Genomic DNA, 18,542 nt, shown 5'->3' with positions numbered 1-18,542 from the left:
ACTGAAGGGTGGGTGCGGGCTTCTGACGTGCTCCTGCGAACCGCGCTAGACCGGGCGTGTTAGCCCTGCAGATAGTCGTTCAGTCGGTTCACGCCTTCTGCCGCCTGTTGCGCGAGTTGGTGTGTGTACCGCCGGGAGACATCCTCCGAGGCGTGACCGGAGATGTTCGCGTAGACCACCCACTCGAGCCCGGCATGCTCGGCCATGGTGGTGTACGTATGGCGAAGCCAGTGCATGGTGGCGGGCCGGTCGATTCCCGCTGCGGTGAGCGCACCGCGCAGCGCTCCGTTCATATCAGCATTTGTCAGTGGGCTCCCATCTGGCCGGTGCCATACCAGAGCATGTGGATTGCGGCCCTCGCCCGCGGTGATCCGCCTGCGCAGAATGGCGACGAGTTCGTCTGTGAGTGGGGCGATGCGCGGCTTGTAAGCCTTCGGCCGGACGAGCACCCAGCGTCCCTGCAGCGGGGCTACTTCCAAGTTCGAGGCGATATCGAGCTCCCGCTGTGGGCAGCGGCCGGCGGTCCTTCTGCCGCACGAGGGTTCGCATCCGTGCCGGAACGTGGCTTCAACGAGGGTCCAGGAGACGTGTGCCTTCTTTCCGTCCAGATCGAGGTCCTGGACCCGTAGTCCTCGCAGTTCGCCGTCGCGCGCACCGGAGAGCAATGCCAAAGTCCATCGCGCGTCACCGAGCCTCAGTAGCGCCTGAGCTTCGGCACGCGTGAGCGAGTCGCGATCGACCGGCGCCTGCTTGGGGATGTCGACCGATTCCGCAATGTTGCGGGAGATGAGGCCCTCGTCGACGGCGAAACCGAGCATCGCGGAGAGGGTGCGGTGGGCCGCGGCGACGGTGGCGGGTCCGATTCCGCGCGCGAAGATGGCGGTGTGTAGGCGTCGCACGTCCGATGGCTTCAGGTCTGCGACAACTCGTTTGCCGAGGACCGGCACGATGTTCGTGGACACTTGGGAGCGGTAACCCTGCATGGTCTTCGGCTTCAGCCGCCCTGCCGCGTCGGCAAGCCAGGACTCGGCAAGGTCGGCGACCCGGGTGTGGTGATCGAGCGGGCTGCCGTTCTGCTCGACCTCGTGCATCAGCCGGCGCAGCTTCTGGACGCATTCCTCACGCGTCTTGGCATGCACGTAGACCTGCCGGCGGCGCCCGTCAGACGTGTAGCCGTTGTCGACGACTCCGCGCCACAATCCGCGGCCTTTTAGCTCGTAGAGGCCGCCTTGGCCGTGGTCGCGTCGCTTCGGCACGAGATCAGGCTAAACCTAAGCTCGCGGTAGGTGCACACATTGGTGCACACATGGGCGTGTTATCCCGTGTCGCGCCGTGTCATCCGCGAAGACGAAAAGACCCCGAAATTCCGGGGCTTTTCGCTGTTTTCGTTGGTGCGCCATGAGGGATTCGAACCCCCAACCTTCTGATCCGTAGTCAGATGCTCTATCCGTTGAGCTAATGGCGCCCGTTTCTCAGCGCGCTGGGCTCGCTGATCAACCTGACGACTATATCAGGCGAGACGGCGGTGCCTGAAATCGGCCGGGTTCCCGGCGCCGCGGCAGGCATCCACGGACCCCGACCTCGTTCAAGTCGCACTTCTGGCCCTTATGGGCGCTGATAAGGGCCGAAAGTGCGACTTGAAGCGGGCGCTCCGGACCAGCGGGGCGAGTCAGGCCGAGATGGCGAGGCAGGCGCCCTCGGGGGTCTCGAGACGGTAAGGGCCGCGCGGGGCATCCGGGATCACGACACGGTCGCCGTGCAGCAGGCGACTGCGGCCATCGAGGTCGCGCAGCACCGCGCCGTCGGCAGCGACCGCGACCAGGTCGCCGTCGACGCGAACCAGTGCGGGGGCGTCCGGAACAGGCAGCCGCGTGACGGCGGTGCGGCCGGCGCGCACGGCATCTAGGATCGCCTCGGGGCTGCGGTCTTCTGCCGCGACCCACGTGACCGGGGTGCCCGGAAGGTATCCGTGCTCGGGGTTGTGATAGTCGCTGCCGCCGAGGAGCACGGCATCCCGCCGCCAGCGCTCGAGGAAGGCCCATGGGGCCGTCGCCGTGGCCTCCAAGAACCAGCTCACGTGCCACAGCTCGAGCGCGGCGGGAAGCGTGGTGAGCGGATGCTGCCACGCCCAGTCGCCCTGCAGCGGGTGGTTCACGCTGAGGATGCCGCCCCGCGCCGCCACCTCCGCGACCCACGTGTCGGCCGGCCGGCGGAAGTCGATCCAGCCGATGTCGCCGAACGCGTTCGCGTGCCCGCGTGGCGTCGTGACCTCCTGACCCGGCAGCAGCGTCAGGTCGTGGGATGCCCCGAGCTGCGCGAGCAACGGATGGTGCGACACCGTGTTGTGCTCCGTCACCGCGAGGAAGTCCAACCCGTTGCGCACGGCGAGTCCGGCGAGCTCGCTCAGCGACTGCTCGCCGTCGGAGTGGGTCGAGTGCGCGTGGAAGTCGCCCGCGAACCAGGTGAGCCCTGGCGCGGCGGGGAGGAGGCGGGCGCTGGCGCGTGGGGCATCCGGCGTCGGGGCGGCCTGCGGCTCGGGCGGGATCGCCGACTCCGCGGGCAGCTGGATGGTGACCGTCACCTCGACGGGCTCGACGGGCACCTTGTACAGTCCGAGCTGCACGCTCCACGCGCCGGGCTCGAGCTCGCCCGGCACGTAGCCGGGCGTCGCCTCGGTGCGACGGATCACGAAGCTGCTGCGAGCGCCGCCCGACCAGCCGCGCCAGGCACCCGCGCCCTCGCAGCCGAGATCGATGATCGCCTTCTCGTGGTCGTACTCGAGCGTGACCTCGACACTGTCGTCGCCGGCGCCGACCTCGAAGGGGATGCTGTGCAGCTCGGCGGCGAGCGCATCCTCGAGTCCGAACTTGAGGCGGTGAACGATGCGCGTCATGCCGTCCAGCCTGTCATGTCACCAGGCCGCGACAAGGTGGATGCCCTCCCGCTCGATCGCGGCATGCCAGCGGTCATCGCGCAGCAGCCGCGCCTCCCACTCCCGGGCGACGCCGGCCGGCCCCGGCACGGCACCCGGCGCGGACGGATGCAGGAACAGCTCGCTGGCGCCCTCGGGCAGCTCCGCGAGTCGCTCGATCAGGCTGTCCCTGAGCGCCTCGTAGTCGCCGAGCTCATCGGCATCCGCGTGATTGGTCAGGATCGCGTGCGGAAGGCTCACCCCGAGCCGGTCGGCGTAGGCGACCGCTCGCGCATGGGCATGCGCGAGCGGCGCGGGAAGGGCGTCGCCGAAATAGGCACGGGCATCCCGGGGCAGGCGGAACGCCAGCTCGTTGGCCGCACACCATCGCAGTGCGTCTGCGAGCCAGGATCGACCGTTCAGGCCGTAGAGCGTACCGGCGTGCGAGTCGACGGCCGCGGGGTCGAGACCGCGGGCGCGCATCCACGCGAGCTGGGCATCCAACTCGGCGAAGGCGTCGTCGGTGGTAGCCGTCGCGTCGAAGGCCGCAGGGTCGTCGAAGAGCAGGCCGTCGGCATCCATCAGGCTCGAGCGTCCCGAGAGCGGATGCCACACCGCACCCCGATCGCGCGTCAGCGTCCCGTGCAGATGCGGCGACGTGCCGCGAGCGATCGCTCCCTCAGCTGCACGCTCAGCATTGTCCGCCACCGCGATAAGCGTCGTCGCGGTGATCGCGCCGTCATCGAGGAGTGCGAGGATGGTGTCGGTCGTGCCGGGGTCGCGCCCGAAGTCGTCGGCCGTGATGACGAGGGTGCGGGTCATCGGTCGACGGGGTCCTCGTCGTCGGAGACGGGAGCGTCGTTCACGGGGTCTGGGAGCCGGCTCGGCTCGCTCAACGGGCTCGGAGACTCACCCGGTTGATCCGCGGTCGGCTGCGGCACGCGCACGAAGCGTGCGGCGATCGCGCCCACGGCGGCGAACAGGAACGGATACACGCAGAGGTACACGCGGAACGCGAAGCCCGGGTTGGCTCCCGGATCGTCGCCCGAGTTGTAGCCGAAGAAGACGCCGAGCGAGGTGAGCGCGAGACCCGTCACGATGCTGTTCAGGCGGCCGAAGAAGCCGAAGGCCGAGAGGAACAGCCCCTCGCGGTGCTGGCCGTGAGCGGCGGCGTCCGCGTCGAGAACGCGAGCGGTGATGAGGTCGTTGGTGGCGAGCATCCCGGACCAGCCGGCGCCGACGAGCACGCCGGCGAGCAGCGCGGTGACGAGGTCAGTCGCGAAGAACAGTGCAACGAAGCTGATCGCGAGCACGGCGAAGGCGAGCCGCCACGCCCACAGGGCGCCCTTGCGCGCCACGATCCGCGTCCACACGGCGAGGCCGCCGACGGCGATCAGGATGACCACGGCCTGCAGGTAGAGCGCCTCCGACACCGGCAGTCCGAGCGAGTACTTCACGTACAGCTGGATGCCCGCCAGCACGATGGCCATCGCGATGCCGTAGCACGCACCGACGAGCCCGACCGTCCAGAAGAGCCGGTTGCTCACGATCGACCAGATGCTCGACCAGAGCGGCGGGCGGATGTTCGTCGAGTAGCGCGGGCTCTCCCGTGCACCCAGTGCCATGTAGACGATGACCACGACCGCGATGATCCCGTAGATGATGGCCGTGGTGCGGAATCCACCAGTGGTCTCCTCGGTGCCGAACACCTTCGTGGTAAGCAGCGGTGTGACCGCGAGTGAGAGCACGAGGGCTGCAAGCTGGAAGCCCTGGCGCAGTCCGTTCGCGACGGCACGCCTGCGCTCGTGCTGGAACAGCTCCGGCAGCAGAGCGCCGTAGTTCGCGTTGATCATGGAGTCGAACGCCTCGCACGCGATCGCGAACACGGCGAACCACATCACCAGCCCGAGACCTTTCAGCGACGTCGGCGCCGAGAAGAAGGCGATCATGCTCGCGGCGAGCAGCGGTGCGCCGACCACGAGCCACGGGCGACGGCGGCCGAACCGGGTGCGCGTGCGGTCGGAGAGGTAGCCGAGCACGGGGTTGTCGACGGCGTCGATCACCGCGTAGATCGCCATCACGATGCCGTATGCGCGAACGTCGAGCCCGAGGATGTCGACGTAGTACAGAATCATCGACCCCTTGACCATGTTGATCGGGATCGACGTGCCGAACATGCCGATGGCGTAGCGCCAGGGCGGGGTGGCGCGCGCGGGCGCCGCGATGTCGGGTACTGACGACGATGTCACGCGCGGCAGCATAGCCCTCAACCAGCGGGCGCGGCGGCGAGGGCGGTGCGGATGCGGGCGGCGATGGCATTCGCCTCGGCGTCGGACGTGTACTTGTGGCGCGGACCCAGCCAGAAGCGCAGGCCGTCGCCTCGTGACCGCGGGATGACGTGCAGGTGCAGGTGGGGCACCGACTGCGAGACCACGTTGTTCACGATGAGGAGCGAGCCGTCGGCATCCATCGCGCCCTCCACTGCTCGCACCAGTCGCTGCGACAGGCGCAGCCACGGGGTCGCGAGCTTCTCGGAAAGCTCGTCGTAGGTCTGCACGTGCGTCGTCGGCACCATCAGCACGTGCCCGTGGAACACCGGGTGCGCGTCGAGGAACGCGACGAAGTCATCGTCGCGAAAGACCTCGTGGGCGGGTGAATCGCCCACGGCGATTGCGCAGAATACGCAATGTGCGACGCGGCCATTTTCGGCATCCCCGTCTGCTCTCGACGCTTCGCGCGGCGAATACGCGCCGCGCGTGAATTCCGGCTTGGAGAAGTCGACGGGCTCGGGCGCGGCGTCGGATCGATCGTTCTCCGCCGAGCCACGAGTTGAGGTGCTCACGCGAAGATCTCGTCGAAGAAGTCGAGTTGCGCTTGCCAGGCGCGGGCATCCGCCACGGGACGGAATCGGTCGCCCAGCACCGTGAAGGCGTGCGGCGCACCGCTGTAGGTGGTGACCTGCCAGTCGAGGTTCGGCACGGCGCGCAGTTCGTCCTGAAAGGCGTGCACGGCGTCGTCGGGCACGGCCGGGTCGGATCCGCCGGTGAGGATGAGCAGCTTGGCGCGGATGGCATCCGCATCGCTCGGATCGTGCGTGAGGAGCCGACCGTGGAAGGAGACGACACCGCGGATGTCCGCTCCCGTGCGCGCGAACTCCAGCGCGGCGGATCCACCGAAGCAATAACCGATGACGGCGATGCGCGTCTCGTCCACCTGCGGCAGCTCGACCAAGGTGTCGTAGGCGGCCTGCACCCGTGCCCTCAGCAGTGGCAGATCGGAGTAGTAATGGCTGGCGAGCGCTGACGCCTCGTCGTGCGACGGGCGCACGTCCGCACCGTAGATGTCGGCGGCGAACGCCACGTAGCCGAGTCGCGCCAGCATCTGGGCCCGCATCTCCACGTTGGGTCCGACCCCGAGCCAGTCGTGCACGATGAGGATGCCCGGCCGCGGCTCGTTCGCCGCGGCATCGTGAGCGACATACCCCTCCAGCTCCGTGCCGTCGTGGCCGTAGCTGATCGCGGACGCCTCCAGCTTCGCCCCGTCGGCGATCGGAATCGTGGCGAGAAGCTCCTCGTGCGTCGCAGGCAGGTCGGTCATGGCGGGCTCCTCACGTCGGCGTCGGGTCGCTGCTCACGTTACGCCGCGGGCACGGGCCCGCCGAGGCATCCTCACACGCCACCACGGTCTCGGCGATGCGACCTAACCTTGCTGCATGGCCAAGGAGGAATACGCCCACGAGGCGGATGCCCATCGCTACACCCTGCGCGTCGGCGGTCAGATCGCGAGCGTGGTCGAGTACACGGTGCTCGGAGACGCTCTGTCGATGACCCGCACCTTCACCAACCCGAACCTTCGAGGACAGGGTCTGGCGAACAAGATCGTCACGTTCGCGGTCGACGATGTCGAGCAGAACACCGGCTTCCACGTGGTGCCTATGTGCTGGTACGTGGCGCAGTGGTTCGACCAGCATCCCGAGCGCGCCGACCTGCTGAAGGCGCGAACGGCGTAGCGGCCGCACCGAGCACCAGCCCGAACAGCATCGCGACGCCGTGCGCGTCGCCCGTCGCGACGAGCACGATGGCGACGAGCACTCCGATCGCTCCGCAGACGCGCACCGAGATCGTCGACGCTTGTGACGCCCGTGCAGCATCGCGCGTGCCGATGAGGAGCCCGAGCGCGAACACACTGAACATCAGACCGTCGTTCGCGAACGAGCTGCCGCCTCCCGACTGGCCCCACGCGACGGCGAGCAGGTTCAGCACGATCGAGGGAACGAGGTAGAGCGCGACCGCGAGCCACGGTCCCCAGATCCAGGTGCCGAGCGTGAGAGCGAGCGCGACGACCACGAGGTTGAACACCGCGGCGACCGGTCCACCGTCCTGCACGAGCAGTGCGGTGAGGATGCGCCACCACTGACCGTGCCGGAGCGTGGCGTCGGGATCGCGGGCCAGGGCATCCGTCAGCCCCGGAAGCGCGAACTGCAGCAGCGACGGCACACCGATGATCACCGCGAGCACGAGCGCGGGCCAGGGGAATCGGCGGATCGACGGGAGCATCCGCACGCCGGCGTTGACGAACAGGGCGAGCACCACGAGCTGCCCGATGATGCTGACGAGACTCTCGCCCGACGTGTCCACGCATCGAGGATGCAGGACATGTCGTCAGCGGTGTCGGATATGGGCTCGGCTCGCCGCATATCCTGCATCGCGGCACCGGCCGCCGTGCGCTCACCGGAGTGGCCAGGCAACGGCGCGACCCGGTCGCGGGCATCCGGTTATCCTCGTAACGAATGCCGTGCTCAGCACGCGGCCGACGGCGTCGATCCGATGCCGAGGCACCAGCATCCGTCTCCCCCGAGGACAGTTCAATGACGAATTCGACCGGCAGGTCGGCGCTCATCGCGTCGTACGCCCGCACCCCGTTCCTTCGCTTCAACGGCGGCTTCGCCACGGTGCCCGCCGTAGAGCTCGGCGCCCACGCGCTGCGTGCCGCGCTCTCGCGGGCAGGCATCGCGCCCGACCGCGTCGACATCGTGCAGGGCGCGCAGGTGCTGCAAGCCGCGGCAGGGCAGAATCCGGCGAGGCAGTCGGCGGTGCTCGCGGGCATCCCGATGACGGTTCCCGCGATCACGCTGAACGCCGTGTGTCTGTCGGGAACGCTCGCGGTGGCTGCGGCGGCGAAGCTCATCGAAGACGGCGAGGCCGACATCGTGGCCGTCGTCGGCCAGGAGTCGATGTCACTGGCCCCGCACGCGTGGTCCGGCTCCCGCATGGGCCAGAAGTACGGAGCGATCGAGCTCGTCGACACCCTCGAGTTCGACGGACTGACCGATGCCTTCCAGCACGTCTCGATGGGCGCCTCCACCGAGGAGTACAACGGCAAGCTCGGCATCACGCGCGAGGAGCAGGATGCCTACGCCGCCTCCTCGCACCAGCGAGCCTCCGCGAACGCGGACTTCGTCTCCGCCGAGATCGAGCCCTACGACGTGCCGTCCCGCAAGGGCGCGACGACGTACTCCGCGGACGACGGCCTGCGGGCGGACACGACGGCCGAGAGCCTCTCGGCCCTGCGTCCGGCGTTCGCGAGCGACGGCACCATCACGGCGGGCAATTCGTCGCAGATCACCGACGGGGCCGCCGCGCTGATCATCGTGGGCGACGACGTCGAGCTGTCGGTGAAGCCGCTGGCCCGCATCGTGTCGCAGTCCTTCGTCGCCGGCCCCGACACGTCGCTGCACGCCCAGCCGTCGAACGCGATCGCGGCCGCGGCGCGCAAGGCCGGTGTGGAGCTGTCGTCGCTGGCCGCCGTGGAGATCAACGAGGCGTTCGCCGCCGTCTCCGTGCACTCCACGCGGGCGCTCGGGATCGACCCCGCCATCGTCAACGCCGACGGAGGCGCGATCGCCATCGGACACCCCCTTGGCGCATCGGGCGCGCGCATCGTGGGGCACCTGGCCAGGCGACTGCAGGCATCCGGTGCCGGCAGCGTCGGCGCGGCCGGCCTCTGCGGCGGCGGCGGTCAGGGCGCCGCCGTGGTGCTCGAGGCGCTGTAGGTCTGCCCGTGGGGTGAGGAGCTCACGGCGTAGCCGTGCTCCTCAATCCACGGGGCCGCAGATCGCGTCGCCCACCAATCGCCGCAGCTCGATGATGCCACTGTCGCTCCAGCGCGTCGGGTGCACCCGGTTGGTGAGCAGCGTCCACGCGCGGCCGGCGCCGAAGTCGATCCAGAGACCGGTACCCGTGAAGCCCGAGTGGCCGATGGTGTCGGGTGTGCAGGCATCCCCGCCCGACCATCCGTCGTACGGATGCTCCCACCCATAGGTGCGCCTCGGCCCGACAGGCGTGCGCATCAGCGCTATCGCCTCCGGCGTGGCGCCCGTGCCGTCGAGCAGCGAGCGGGCGTAGCCGAGCACGGATGCCGCGGTGCCGAACAGCCCCGCGTGGCCCGCCCCCTGCAGCGCCGCCGCGTTCTCGTCGTGCACGGTGCCCACGAGCATCCGCCTGCGCCACGGGCAGTACTCGGTAGCTGCGGCCTCGGACGGATCCGCCGACCACGCGAACCCGTCGCCCGGGTCGAGGTCGCGAATGTGGATGTCCCTGGGCCCGTCCGCAGCGCCGGTCCCGGCTCCCGCCGCTGCGCCCCCGAGCCGCTCCAGCACGAACCCGAGCAGCATGTAGTTGAGGTCCGAATACACGGCCTCGCCACGCGGCCAGTCGCGCTGGATGACGAACGCCCGCAGTTGGTCAGGGTCCGTTCCGTACGTGTAGACGGGGAACGTCGCGGGCAGGCCGCTGGCGTGGGTGAGACAGTCGCGGGGCGTGATGCGGCGCTGCCAGGCATCCGGGTCGAACTGCCGCAGTTCGTGCAGCACCTGCGTGATGGGAGCGTCGAGGTCGAGGATGCCCGCACTCGCCGCATCCAGAATGCGCGGCGTCGTGAAGATCACCTTCGTCACCGACGCGAGGTCGAACCAGGTGTCCGTCGTCATCGGCCGCTGCACAGGCTCGAGCTGCGCATGCCCGAAGGCGCGGGTCGTGACCGCACCAGACGCGTCGGTCACCCCGAGCACGGCGCCGGGGATGCGGCCGGACCCCACCCAGTCGGCGACGATCTCCGCCGCCCGCTCGAAGCCGCTCACTCGCCGGTCTCCCCGTCGATGAGCTCGCGGGCGATGTCGAGATGGCCGAGGTGGCGGGAGTACTCCTGAATCACGTACACGAGCACCCAGCGTAGGGTCGGCGGCGCGTGTTCGTCGTCCGCCGAGAAGCGACCGCCGAGCGACGAGCGCTCGTCGAGGTCGTGGGCTGCGACGATGCGCGCCGTGGTCTCGCCGACGGTGCGCAGGCCGGCGAGCACGCTCTCGGTCGTGGCCGAGGCATCCACGTGCCACGAGCCCGTCTCGTCGGAGTCCGGGTAGGGATCGCCGAGCGGTTCGGCGAGGAATCCCCACCGCAGCCATCGGCGCTCCATCGACGCGAGGTGCCAGGCGAGCTCGAGCATCGACCAGCCGGACGGCACGACGGATGCCCGGGCATCCGCCTCGGAGAGCCCACGCAGCTTGCGTTCGACGACGCCGCGGTCGTAGTCGAGGAATCCGACGAGGATCTCCTTCTCGTCGACGATCCCCCTGTCGGGCTTGTGCACGCGATCATCCATACCGGCAGCGAAACCCCACCCCGCAGGTTGAGGAGCACCGCGAAGCGGCGCGTCTCGAAACCGACGCTACTTGTGCCCAGACACCCAGTCGGCGACGCGTGCGATCACCGAGGTCGAGGTGCTGCCGCGGTCCTCCGCGCGGTCGGCGATGCCGTATGCCTTGTACAGCCCGTTCACCGCGACGTACCGCAACGGCTCGACCTCCCAGTTGCGCACCCGATGCCCCACCCAGGGCAGCGCGGTGAGCGCCGTGTCTCGCTGGAGCACGAGGTCGGTGAGCGTCCGCCCGGCCAGGTTCGTCGCCGTCACGCCGGTGCCGACGTAGCCGCCCGCCCAGCCGAGTCCGGTCTTACGGTCCAGCCCGACCGTCGCCGACCAGTCCCGGGGCACCCCGAGCACCCCCGACCACGCACGCTCCACCTTCACGTCGCCCAGCACGGGGAAGAACCGCACGAGCAGCTCTCGCAGCGAGCGCACGGTGACCTCGGGGGTCGTGCCGTCGAGGTCGAACCGCGATCCGAAGTGATACGGCACGCCACGACCGCCGAACGCGATCCTGCCGTCGGCGGTGCGTTGCGCGTACATGTAGACGTGGGCCAGATCGCCGAGCGTGTCGCGGTTCGCCCAGCCGATGGCATCCCACTGTGCGTCGCTCAGCGGCTCTGTCACGATCAGCGATGAGTTCAGCGGGACCCACGCCCGGTGCGCGCCCGGCATGCGCGCGGTGAAGCCCTCGGTGGCGCGCACGATCACGTCGGCGCTCACCGCCCCGTGCCGCGTGACCGCCTCTGGCCTGCGCCCGGCGCTGCGCGGCTCGATCGCCGTCACCGTCGTGCCTTCGTACAGCTGCACGCCGAGCGACTCGACGACGTCGGCCAGTCCGCGCACGAGCTTCGCGGGCTGGATGCGCGCGCAGTGCGGCTGCCACAGCCCGCCGAGCGCGCCGGCGACGTCGATGCGAGCGGATGCCCGCCCCGCGTCGAGCAGCTCGGCATCGACATCCGCCCACTCGGCTTCGCCCTCTGCCCATTCCTGCAACCGGGCGAGCTGTGCCGCGTTGCGCGCCACGTTGAGTTCGCCACCGAGCACGATGTCGGCGTCGATGCCCTCCGCCTCGGCCACGCGCATCACCTCGTGCACGGTCGCGGTCATGGCGGACTGCATGGCCTGCGCGCCCTCGCGGCCATGGGTGGCGATGTACTGCTCGCGCCCGCCCGTGACCGAGTTCGTCAGCCAGCCGCCGTTGCGCCCCGACGCCCCGTACCCCGCGAACCGCTGCTCGAGCACGACCACGCGCAGCGACGGTTGCACCTTCTTCAGGTAGTACGCCGTCCAGAGGCCGGTGAAGCCGGCTCCCACGATGCACACGTCGGCGTCGACGTGCCCGGTCAGCGCGGGGCGGGGCGTCGGCGCCGCCACCTGCGAGTACCAGAACGACACGGATGCGTGCGATCCCGCTTCATGTGACACAGTCGCCGACTCTAGCCCCGGCCGCCCGCGCGACGGTTCGCACCGCGCAAACTGCCGCTTCGGCCGTCTTTTCCGGCCGAATTCGCGGTCTCTGTTCACATCGCGGATTGAGGCGCACGCGAAGCCCGCATCGAAACCTCATCCCGCGGGCCGCGGAGCACGCGAAGCACGCGTCTCGAAACCCGGCACCAGCCCCGCACCTCACGTTCCGCCATCGCCATGCGTCTGCACAATGTAAGAGGAACGCGAGGAGCGAGCATGAACATCCGTCACGCCACCGTCACGGCACCGCAGATCTCGGAGGAGATCGGCGAGGTCACGATCGTCGCCGACGGCGAGGCCGTCACCGGCATCTACTTTCCCGGTCACTGGACCAAGCCCGACCGCTCGGCCTTCGGCCCCGAGGTGACAGCATCCTCCGACGCCGTCATCACGGATGCCGCCACTCAACTTCACGACTATCTCGCCGGCGAGCGCGACCGCCTCGACTTCGCCACCAGCACCGACGGCAGCGACTTCGAGGAACGGGTCTGGGCGGTGCTCCGCGACATTCCCCGCGGCGAGACGATGACCTACGGGCAGATCGCCGAGCAGCTCGGCGACCGGTCTCTCGCCCGTATCGTCGGTAAGGCGGTCGGACACAACCCGCTCTCGATCATCGTGCCGTGCCACCGTGTGGTCGGCGCCGACGGCAGCCTCACCGGCTACGCGGGCGGCCTCGACCGCAAGCGATTCCTGCTCGGGCTCGAGGGCGCCGTCGAGGATGCCGGCCCCACCCTGTTCTGACGCTCGAGGTGCTGGCGCCCAGGCTTCTCACCGTCGGTCCGCCGGCGCCGCGCTGCTGACCGCAGGGATACATGAGCCCGGCTGCACATTCGGTCCTCGACTCAGTTGTTGCCCTTCGAGCACGTCTGCGTGGCGGCGGTCTGGCCCTTGACGTCTTCGGACAGCGCAACCGGAGGAGCCGCGGATGCCGACGACTTCGGCTTCGACGAGCTTGCCGAGCCGCTCGCTTTCGACGACGCGCCGGAGGCATCCGTGCCGCTCGAGGCATCCGTCTTTCCCGCTGCCGTCGAGTCGTCCACGGACCCGACGCCGGTGCCGCCTGTGAGCTGGATCGGCTGGTCGTTCTTGACGGCATCCATCAGCGTCGCCGCCGACTCGTCGTCCGCGATCACCTTGCCCGGGTCGTCGGGATCGGTGCCCACCGGGTACTGCACGAAGACGATGTTGCCGAAGTCGATGTCCTTCGCCGCCATCACGATCTGATAGAGCGTCGTCACGTTGTTGAGCGAGTCGGACCACTGGATGTGCGCCAGCGCGGCCTTCGCGAGTCCCCAGACCTTGACCGGGTCGGTGAGCGTGGCCTTGGTCATCACCGTGCGAACGAGCGAGGAGAGGAACACCTGCGTGTTGCTGATGCGACCGAGGTCGGAGCCGTCGCCCACCCCGTACCGGGTGCGCAGGAACTCCGCGGCCTCCATGCCCTTGAGCACCGAGGTTCCGTCTGGCAGGTCGAGGTTCGTGTGCTCGTCGTGGATGCCGCCACCGGTGATGCACACCGGCACGCCGCCTACCGCGTTCGACATCGCGACCACTCCGCTGAAGTCGACGACACCCGCGAACGGGATCTTGATTCCCGTGAGCTGCTCGATGGTCAGCACGGTGCACGCCACGCCACCGTCGGAGAGTGTGGTGTTCAGCGGCTGCAACGACATCGCGCTGTTCCAGCCGCCGTTGCCGTCGGGGCACTCCGGGATGGCCAGCATCAGGTCGCGCGGAAAGCTCACCACGACGGCGTGCGTGTGATCTTGCGAGAGGTGCACGAGCATGGTGACGTCGTTGAGGCCGGCACCCGAGCTGTCCTCCGTCGTGCCCCACGCTCCGCCTTGACCCGTTCGCGTGTCGGTCGCGGTGAGCAGGATGTTCACGCCACCGTCGAGTGCGCCGATGTCGGGAATCGCACCGGGCTTCTCGCCCACCAGATGCACAGACGGCTTGGCGTCGGCGACGAGGTTGGCCGCGGCCACCGCCCCGATGCCCAGCACGCTGACCAGCGCGACAGTGGCGACCGATGCCACGACCTTGCCGAAGGTCGCCCACGGTTTGCGGTGCAGCTTGCCGTGCCTGGCGATGGTGCGCAGCTCGGTCGGCTCCTGCGCTGAGCGCTGTGCCGACTCGTCGCGACGCTCGGTCCGCCGTGGTCCCGTCGATTCCGCCTGCCCGGTGGGCTGACCGTCCGCCCCCGAGCGGCGTGGCCCCGGCTGTTCGCGCTGTGAAGTCCTCGTTGCCACCGCACCACCCTAGGCGGTCGACAGGTCGAAGACGCAAATCGCGCACTCCGATGCGGGTCGCGGCCCAGCCGACGCCGGCGACACCTACTGCCTCAGGATGCCTGCTGCTCCGTCTCGCCGGCCGCGTCGCCCGCCGCCTCGCCCGTCACCACGAGCCCGCCGAACTCGTAGTGCACTGTCGCACCGGGCGCCGGTGCCCCCGAGCTCGCGCGGTACAGCGAATTCCATCTGGTCTCCGCCGGCCGCGCGTGCCGAGCCGAGCCGTGCTCCGCTTCGGTCGCGATCCCGGATGCCCGCTCCACCGCCGCGCACACCAGGTTGCGCTCGTACTCCTCCGGCTCGAGCTCCATGACCTGCCCGTCGAACTGTCCACCGTGCAGCACAGCGTGGAACGTCGGGCCGGAGTCGAGGATGTCCCCCAGCTCGCTCCTGAACTCGTCAACGCTGAGTGCCTGGTTGGCCCCCACCAGCAGAGCAACGCGTTCGAGCAGGTCGCCGCGCTGCGTCTCGGTGAGCGCGCCGACGGACTCGACGAGCTCGCTGGCATCCAGAGCGGCAAGCAGCTGCTCCGGTGTCGGCTCGATGTCGTCGTCCATGCGCTCAACGTAAATCGGCCTGACGCTGGACGTGGACCCTCGACGGAGTGTTGCGATACTCTCCCGCGCCGCGCGTTCGATCAGGAGTGGAACTGCACCGACCTCGCCTTGTCGTTCATCGCGCTGCCCACGTACGACGACGAGGCGTAGAACCCGTACGACGAACCGCCGTAGCTGGTGCTCGAGAAGATCTTGACCTCGCAGTTCGAGTAGCCGCGGAACGAGCTGACCCTGCCGTACCACGCCGATCCGATGTTCGCGAAGCCGAACCCGTTCGATGACGTGCAGCCCGAGCCGGAGCCGTAGAGCTCGAGGTAGCTGCCGCCGTAGTTCTGGTCGTCGTAGAGACGTCCGAGCAGATACGAGGTGCTGGCCGCGGCGACAGCAGCGCGCGACACCGCGGCGGGGGCGCTCGCACCCGTCGCCGCCGTGACGATGGTCTTGCCCGTGTCGGCGGTGACCGCGGCGTGCAGGTCCTGGCCTGCATCCACGCAGATCGTCTGGCCGGTGTCGACGAAGACCCCGCAGTTCTGCCCGGCGTCACCGACCGCGTCCGCGTGCGCCGGCACGGCGGCGCCGAGAACGACGATGGTGCCGGCGATCGCACCGATGAATCCTGCGCTGAGTCGACGAGTCCGACGAGTGCTCACGTATTCTTCCCCTCACGTCATTGGGCCCCGAACCGGGGAGTCCACCAGGGCATCGTGTCAACTCGCTCAAGACGGTGCAAGACCTTTTCTGAGACGAATCGAACCCGGCAGACACTTCTTAACATGGGCGCACTCACCGAGCGAGAACTTCTCTCGCGCATCGCCGCCGGGCATCAGGATGCCCTCGGCGTGCTCTACGAGCGTCACGTGCGGGCGGTCTACCGCTACGCGCTCGTCGAGTTGCGCTCGCGTGAAGACGCCGAAGACGCCACGCACGAGGTGTTCCTCACGTTCGTCGCGAAGGCCAAGTCCATCGTGCTGCCTGGCGACTCCGTGCTGCCCTGGCTGCTGGTGACGTGCCGCAATCACTGCAGGAACAAGCAGCGTGCGGTCGCCCGCGAACTGGCCAAGCGCTGGAGCATGGATGCCGCCGCCACCATCGCGACGTCGGAGTCGGCCGAGGAGATCGCCGAGTTCAACGCGCTTCGACGGTCCGTCGCCGATGCCGTCGATGAACTCACCAAAGACGATCGCCGTCTCTTCGAGCTCTGCATCATCGGCCACCTCACCTACAAGGAGGCGGCCGAGGTGCTGGGCATGAGCCACGGCGGCGTGCGCAATCGGCTCTCCCGCCTGCGCGCCCGCCTCCGCCATTCCATCGACACGAACCAGGAGGTGTACCCGAGATGACGACGTTCCTTCCGCCGAGCGATGCCGATGTCGCCCGCATGCGCGAGCGACTCATGGCCGCCGTTCCGCTCCAGCGTCGCCGCCGGCGCCGCGTTTCGTTGACCATCGGACTCTCCATCGCCGTGCTCGTCGCCGGAGCGACGACGGCAGGCACCGTGGCCGTGCAGCTGGCCTCCGCGCAGGCGCGCAACTCGAGCTTCGACTGCTACACGTCGACGGATCTGGACGCGCCGCACGGAACGACCATGTTCCAGAACGCGGCGGGCAGCCCCGGCGACAGCACCGCCGACCTCGCCGACATCGACGCGCGGGTGAAGCTGGCCGTGGCGACGTGCGAGGCCGGCTACCGCGCTGTTCCGACGAAGTCAGACGGCTCGACGACACCTGCGGCTGTGCACGTTCCCGATCCGACCGCCTGCCTGCTCGCCGACGGGCGCATCGCCGTTCTCCCGAACAAGAACTCGCTCGGCGCGCCGCGGTTCTGCGACGCGCTCGGGCTCGCCGCGCCGGGCGACTAGCCGCCGGCGGCATCCACCGATCAGACCAGAGCACCGACAGAACAACAAAGACCACAAGCTCACAACGTGAGGAGCACGAACAATGCGCATTCCCGTTTCGATCACCGTCACGTCGCGTTCGGGCGACGCCGACTCCGTCTTCGTCGACACGAAGACGCAGCCCATCGACATGACCCTGTACCTCGACTTCCCGGATCGCGAAGGGGCATAGCGCCTCGTCACTCGGGCAGCCGGCCCGCGATCACTCCGCGTCGCGTGCCAGCGGCACGGCGCGCGGCGGCACAGGAGTCGACACCGTCACCGCCGTGATCGTCTGCCCGTAGAGCAGGAAGCTGTCGAGCACGTCCTCGAGCGCCGCGACTGTCGGTGCGTGCACGTGCATCAGAAAGCAGTCCTCGCCCGTGGTGCGGTGACACTCCGTGATCGTCGGAGTCATGCGCGCCAGCTCGGCGATGCGCGGAAGCTGCCCCGTGGCGGGGCGCACCCGCACCCAGGCACTCACCGTGAGACCGAGCGCGGCCGGATCGATCACGGCGCGATAGCCGGTGACGACGCCGGCGGCCTCCAGCTTGCGCAGCCGCTCGGCGGCGGTCGGCGCCGAGACGCCGGCACGACGCGCGACCTCGCTCATCGGCATGCGCGCGTCGGCGATCAGCTCGGTGAGGATGGCCCGATCCACCGCATCGAGCACCGTGTTCATCGATGCATCAGCCATTCGACCATTCTACTTTCGGATCATCGGTCGGTACGGGCCATCAGCCACATTCTCGCTATGGCGAATCCGCGCACAGCCTCACAAGCTGGAGTCGATGAGAACGAAGGATGTGCGCTCGGCCAAGGTGCAGGCATCCGGCTACTTTCTGGGCAGCGCGGTCTTCCACTACCTCGGCCCGTCGTTCGCGGTGCTGCTCTTCGTGCACGTGGCCCCGACCGGGGTCGCATGGCTGCGCGTGGCGTCGGCCGCGATCGTGTTCGCACTGTGGCGACGGCCATGGCGGGTCTGGATGCGTTCCGCCCGGCAGCAGAAGATCGTCTACCTCGCGCTCGGCGTCGTGCTGGCCGGCATGAACACCGTCTTCTATCTGGCCATCGCTCGGCTCGATCTTGCGACCGTTGGCACGATCGAGTTCGTCGGAGTGGTCGCGGTCGCCGCCTACGGCACTCGCACGGCGCGGAACACGCTCGCCCTGCTCGTCGTGATCGCGGGAGTCGCGGCGTTGTCGGTTCACGCGTTCGCGACCGATCCCATGGGTCTCGTGTTCGCTGTGGCGAATGCGGCCTGCTTCGCGATCTATATCGTGCTCGGCCACCGCATCGCCAACCGGCCGGCAGCGGGCGACGGCACCTCGGGGCGGCTCAGCGGAGTGGACCAGCTCGGTGTCGCCATGCTGATCGCCGCCGTTGTGATCTCCGCGTGGGGGATCGTGCCCGCGCTGCCGGCGTTCACGCACCCGCTGTGGCTGGCGTGGGGCGTCGGGGTCGGCGTGTGCTCCTCCGTCATCCCCTATGTCACGGACCAGCTGGCCATGGCCAAGCTCAGCCGGGCGGCCTATGCGCTGATGATGGCGCTGCTGCCCGCCTCCGCCGCGATCATCGGTGCGGTGGTGCTCGGTCAGATTCCGACGCCTCTCACCGTGGCCGGCATCGCCCTGGTCATCATCGGCATCGCCGCGCACAGCGAACGAGCTCCGGCTGACGCACGCAGCGGCAGTTCCGGGTCCGGCTCTCGCCCCGGCCCCTGATCGCTCCCGTGCTTC

Annotated in this window: 21 protein-coding genes and 1 tRNA gene; 7 read left to right on the top strand and 15 right to left on the bottom strand. The window is 69.1% G+C overall.

The window, feature by feature from the left end:
* Positions 1-59 precede the first annotated feature (59 nt).
* The 7 genes from FPZ11_RS15005 to FPZ11_RS14975 form a co-directional block, all read right to left on the bottom strand.
* The gene (locus FPZ11_RS15005) at positions 60-1,256 is read right to left on the bottom strand and encodes a tyrosine-type recombinase/integrase (RefSeq protein WP_146321943.1); all 1,197 of its coding nucleotides are present in this window, start codon (positions 1,254-1,256) and stop codon (positions 60-62) included.
* Between the two features lie 133 nt (positions 1,257-1,389).
* Positions 1,390-1,465: transfer RNA gene (locus tag FPZ11_RS15000), tRNA-Arg, on the bottom strand.
* A 204-nt stretch (positions 1,466-1,669) separates the two neighbouring features.
* The gene (locus FPZ11_RS14995) at positions 1,670-2,893 is read right to left on the bottom strand and encodes a CehA/McbA family metallohydrolase (protein WP_146321942.1); all 1,224 of its coding nucleotides are present in this window, start codon (positions 2,891-2,893) and stop codon (positions 1,670-1,672) included.
* Positions 2,894-2,911: 18 nt separating this feature from the next.
* Positions 2,912-3,733 (bottom strand): ChbG/HpnK family deacetylase, encoded by an 822-nt coding sequence (locus tag FPZ11_RS14990; protein ID WP_146321941.1) that lies wholly within the window; start codon positions 3,731-3,733, stop codon positions 2,912-2,914.
* On the bottom strand, positions 3,730-5,160 hold the full coding sequence (locus tag FPZ11_RS14985; RefSeq protein WP_246846284.1) for an MFS transporter: 1,431 nt from the start codon (positions 5,158-5,160) through the stop codon (positions 3,730-3,732). Before FPZ11_RS14985 ends, FPZ11_RS14990 begins: the two co-directional genes overlap by 4 nt.
* Positions 5,161-5,177: 17 nt before the next feature.
* The gene (locus FPZ11_RS14980; protein WP_246846283.1) at positions 5,178-5,576 is read right to left on the bottom strand and encodes an HIT family protein; all 399 of its coding nucleotides are present in this window, start codon (positions 5,574-5,576) and stop codon (positions 5,178-5,180) included.
* Positions 5,577-5,749: 173 nt separating this feature from the next.
* On the bottom strand, positions 5,750-6,508 hold the full coding sequence (locus FPZ11_RS14975) for a dienelactone hydrolase family protein (RefSeq protein WP_146321938.1): 759 nt from the start codon (positions 6,506-6,508) through the stop codon (positions 5,750-5,752).
* 115 nt (positions 6,509-6,623) lie between these two features.
* On the opposite strand from FPZ11_RS14975, the gene FPZ11_RS14970 reads away from it, so the two are divergent.
* Complete coding sequence (locus tag FPZ11_RS14970; RefSeq protein ID WP_146321937.1) at positions 6,624-6,920, top strand: GNAT family N-acetyltransferase; 297 nt, start codon at positions 6,624-6,626, stop codon at positions 6,918-6,920.
* Here FPZ11_RS14970 and FPZ11_RS14965 read toward each other — a convergent pair.
* A complete protein-coding gene (locus tag FPZ11_RS14965; RefSeq protein WP_146321936.1) occupies positions 6,844-7,548 on the bottom strand; it encodes a rhomboid family intramembrane serine protease in 705 nt (234 codons plus the stop codon). The two genes, FPZ11_RS14970 and FPZ11_RS14965, sit on opposite strands and share 77 nt — an antisense overlap.
* Before the next feature lie 230 nt (positions 7,549-7,778).
* On the opposite strand from FPZ11_RS14965, the gene FPZ11_RS14960 reads away from it, so the two are divergent.
* Positions 7,779-8,963, top strand: coding sequence for an acetyl-CoA C-acyltransferase (locus tag FPZ11_RS14960; RefSeq protein WP_146321935.1), 1,185 nt, complete (start codon positions 7,779-7,781; stop codon positions 8,961-8,963).
* A gap of 42 nt (positions 8,964-9,005) precedes the next feature.
* Here FPZ11_RS14960 and FPZ11_RS14955 read toward each other — a convergent pair whose 3' ends face one another.
* From FPZ11_RS14955 to FPZ11_RS14945, 3 genes are all read right to left on the bottom strand, one after another.
* Positions 9,006-10,049: a serine hydrolase domain-containing protein gene (locus FPZ11_RS14955; protein ID WP_146321934.1), complete on the bottom strand. Its 1,044-nt coding sequence runs from the start codon at positions 10,047-10,049 to the stop codon at positions 9,006-9,008.
* A complete protein-coding gene (locus FPZ11_RS14950; RefSeq protein WP_246846282.1) occupies positions 10,046-10,555 on the bottom strand; it encodes a DinB family protein in 510 nt (169 codons plus the stop codon). The genes FPZ11_RS14955 and FPZ11_RS14950 overlap by 4 nt, the downstream gene beginning before the upstream one ends.
* Before the next feature lie 78 nt (positions 10,556-10,633).
* Positions 10,634-12,037: an NAD(P)/FAD-dependent oxidoreductase gene (locus FPZ11_RS14945; RefSeq protein WP_146321932.1), complete on the bottom strand. Its 1,404-nt coding sequence runs from the start codon at positions 12,035-12,037 to the stop codon at positions 10,634-10,636.
* 258 nt (positions 12,038-12,295) lie between these two features.
* Between FPZ11_RS14945 and FPZ11_RS14940 the strand changes: the two genes are divergently transcribed.
* Positions 12,296-12,823: a methylated-DNA--[protein]-cysteine S-methyltransferase gene (locus FPZ11_RS14940; RefSeq protein WP_146321931.1), complete on the top strand. Its 528-nt coding sequence runs from the start codon at positions 12,296-12,298 to the stop codon at positions 12,821-12,823.
* A gap of 101 nt (positions 12,824-12,924) precedes the next feature.
* Here the strand turns inward: FPZ11_RS14940 and FPZ11_RS14935 are convergent, their stop codons facing one another.
* The 3 genes from FPZ11_RS14935 to FPZ11_RS14925 form a co-directional block, all read right to left on the bottom strand.
* The gene (locus tag FPZ11_RS14935) at positions 12,925-14,331 is read right to left on the bottom strand and encodes an LCP family protein (protein WP_146321930.1); all 1,407 of its coding nucleotides are present in this window, start codon (positions 14,329-14,331) and stop codon (positions 12,925-12,927) included.
* 92 nt (positions 14,332-14,423) lie between these two features.
* On the bottom strand, positions 14,424-14,927 hold the full coding sequence (locus FPZ11_RS14930) for a hypothetical protein (protein ID WP_146321929.1): 504 nt from the start codon (positions 14,925-14,927) through the stop codon (positions 14,424-14,426).
* An 80-nt stretch (positions 14,928-15,007) separates the two neighbouring features.
* Entirely contained in the window at positions 15,008-15,577 is a 570-nt protein-coding gene (locus FPZ11_RS14925) for a hypothetical protein (protein ID WP_146321928.1), read from the bottom strand.
* A 123-nt stretch (positions 15,578-15,700) separates the two neighbouring features.
* Between FPZ11_RS14925 and FPZ11_RS14920 the strand changes: the two genes are divergently transcribed.
* From FPZ11_RS14920 to FPZ11_RS20130, 3 genes are all read left to right on the top strand, one after another.
* A complete protein-coding gene (locus tag FPZ11_RS14920; protein ID WP_146321927.1) occupies positions 15,701-16,267 on the top strand; it encodes an RNA polymerase sigma factor in 567 nt (188 codons plus the stop codon).
* Positions 16,264-16,785: a hypothetical protein gene (locus FPZ11_RS14915; RefSeq protein WP_146321926.1), complete on the top strand. Its 522-nt coding sequence runs from the start codon at positions 16,264-16,266 to the stop codon at positions 16,783-16,785. The genes FPZ11_RS14920 and FPZ11_RS14915 overlap by 4 nt, the downstream gene beginning before the upstream one ends.
* Before the next feature lie 82 nt (positions 16,786-16,867).
* Positions 16,868-16,996: a hypothetical protein gene (locus FPZ11_RS20130; RefSeq protein ID WP_302849652.1), complete on the top strand. Its 129-nt coding sequence runs from the start codon at positions 16,868-16,870 to the stop codon at positions 16,994-16,996.
* A 30-nt stretch (positions 16,997-17,026) separates the two neighbouring features.
* Here FPZ11_RS20130 and FPZ11_RS14910 read toward each other — a convergent pair whose 3' ends face one another.
* Complete coding sequence (locus FPZ11_RS14910) at positions 17,027-17,500, bottom strand: Lrp/AsnC family transcriptional regulator (RefSeq protein WP_146321925.1); 474 nt, start codon at positions 17,498-17,500, stop codon at positions 17,027-17,029.
* Positions 17,501-17,594: 94 nt separating this feature from the next.
* Between FPZ11_RS14910 and FPZ11_RS14905 the strand changes: the two genes are divergently transcribed.
* Positions 17,595-18,527 (top strand): EamA family transporter, encoded by a 933-nt coding sequence (locus FPZ11_RS14905; RefSeq protein WP_146321924.1) that lies wholly within the window; start codon positions 17,595-17,597, stop codon positions 18,525-18,527.
* Positions 18,528-18,542 lie beyond the last annotated feature (15 nt).

The sequence above is a fragment of the Humibacter ginsenosidimutans genome (assembly GCF_007859675.1).
Taxonomy (GTDB): Bacteria; Actinomycetota; Actinomycetes; order Actinomycetales; family Microbacteriaceae; genus Humibacter; species Humibacter ginsenosidimutans.
This window is presented reverse-complemented; position numbering and strand designations above follow the sequence as displayed.

Bases quoted from the DNA above. Each gene is read 5' to 3' on its own strand.
- FPZ11_RS14995 (WP_146321942.1), bottom strand. From the start codon at position 2,893: ATGACGCGCATCGTTCACCGCCTCAAGTTCGGACTCGAGGATGCGCTC.
- FPZ11_RS14990 (WP_146321941.1), bottom strand. From the start codon at position 3,733: ATGACCCGCACCCTCGTCATCACGGCCGACGACTTCGGGCGCGACCCC.
- FPZ11_RS14975 (WP_146321938.1), bottom strand. From the start codon at position 6,508: ATGACCGACCTGCCTGCGACGCACGAGGAGCTTCTCGCCACGATTCCG.
- FPZ11_RS14970 (WP_146321937.1), top strand. From the start codon at position 6,624: ATGGCCAAGGAGGAATACGCCCACGAGGCGGATGCCCATCGCTACACC.
- FPZ11_RS14960 (WP_146321935.1), top strand. From the start codon at position 7,779: ATGACGAATTCGACCGGCAGGTCGGCGCTCATCGCGTCGTACGCCCGC.
- FPZ11_RS14940 (WP_146321931.1), top strand. From the start codon at position 12,296: ATGAACATCCGTCACGCCACCGTCACGGCACCGCAGATCTCGGAGGAG.
- FPZ11_RS14930 (WP_146321929.1), bottom strand. From the start codon at position 14,927: ATGGACGACGACATCGAGCCGACACCGGAGCAGCTGCTTGCCGCTCTG.
- FPZ11_RS14920 (WP_146321927.1), top strand. From the start codon at position 15,701: ATGGGCGCACTCACCGAGCGAGAACTTCTCTCGCGCATCGCCGCCGGG.
- FPZ11_RS14915 (WP_146321926.1), top strand. From the start codon at position 16,264: ATGACGACGTTCCTTCCGCCGAGCGATGCCGATGTCGCCCGCATGCGC.
- FPZ11_RS20130 (WP_302849652.1), top strand. From the start codon at position 16,868: ATGCGCATTCCCGTTTCGATCACCGTCACGTCGCGTTCGGGCGACGCC.
- FPZ11_RS14910 (WP_146321925.1), bottom strand. From the start codon at position 17,500: ATGGCTGATGCATCGATGAACACGGTGCTCGATGCGGTGGATCGGGCC.
- FPZ11_RS14905 (WP_146321924.1), top strand. From the start codon at position 17,595: ATGAGAACGAAGGATGTGCGCTCGGCCAAGGTGCAGGCATCCGGCTAC.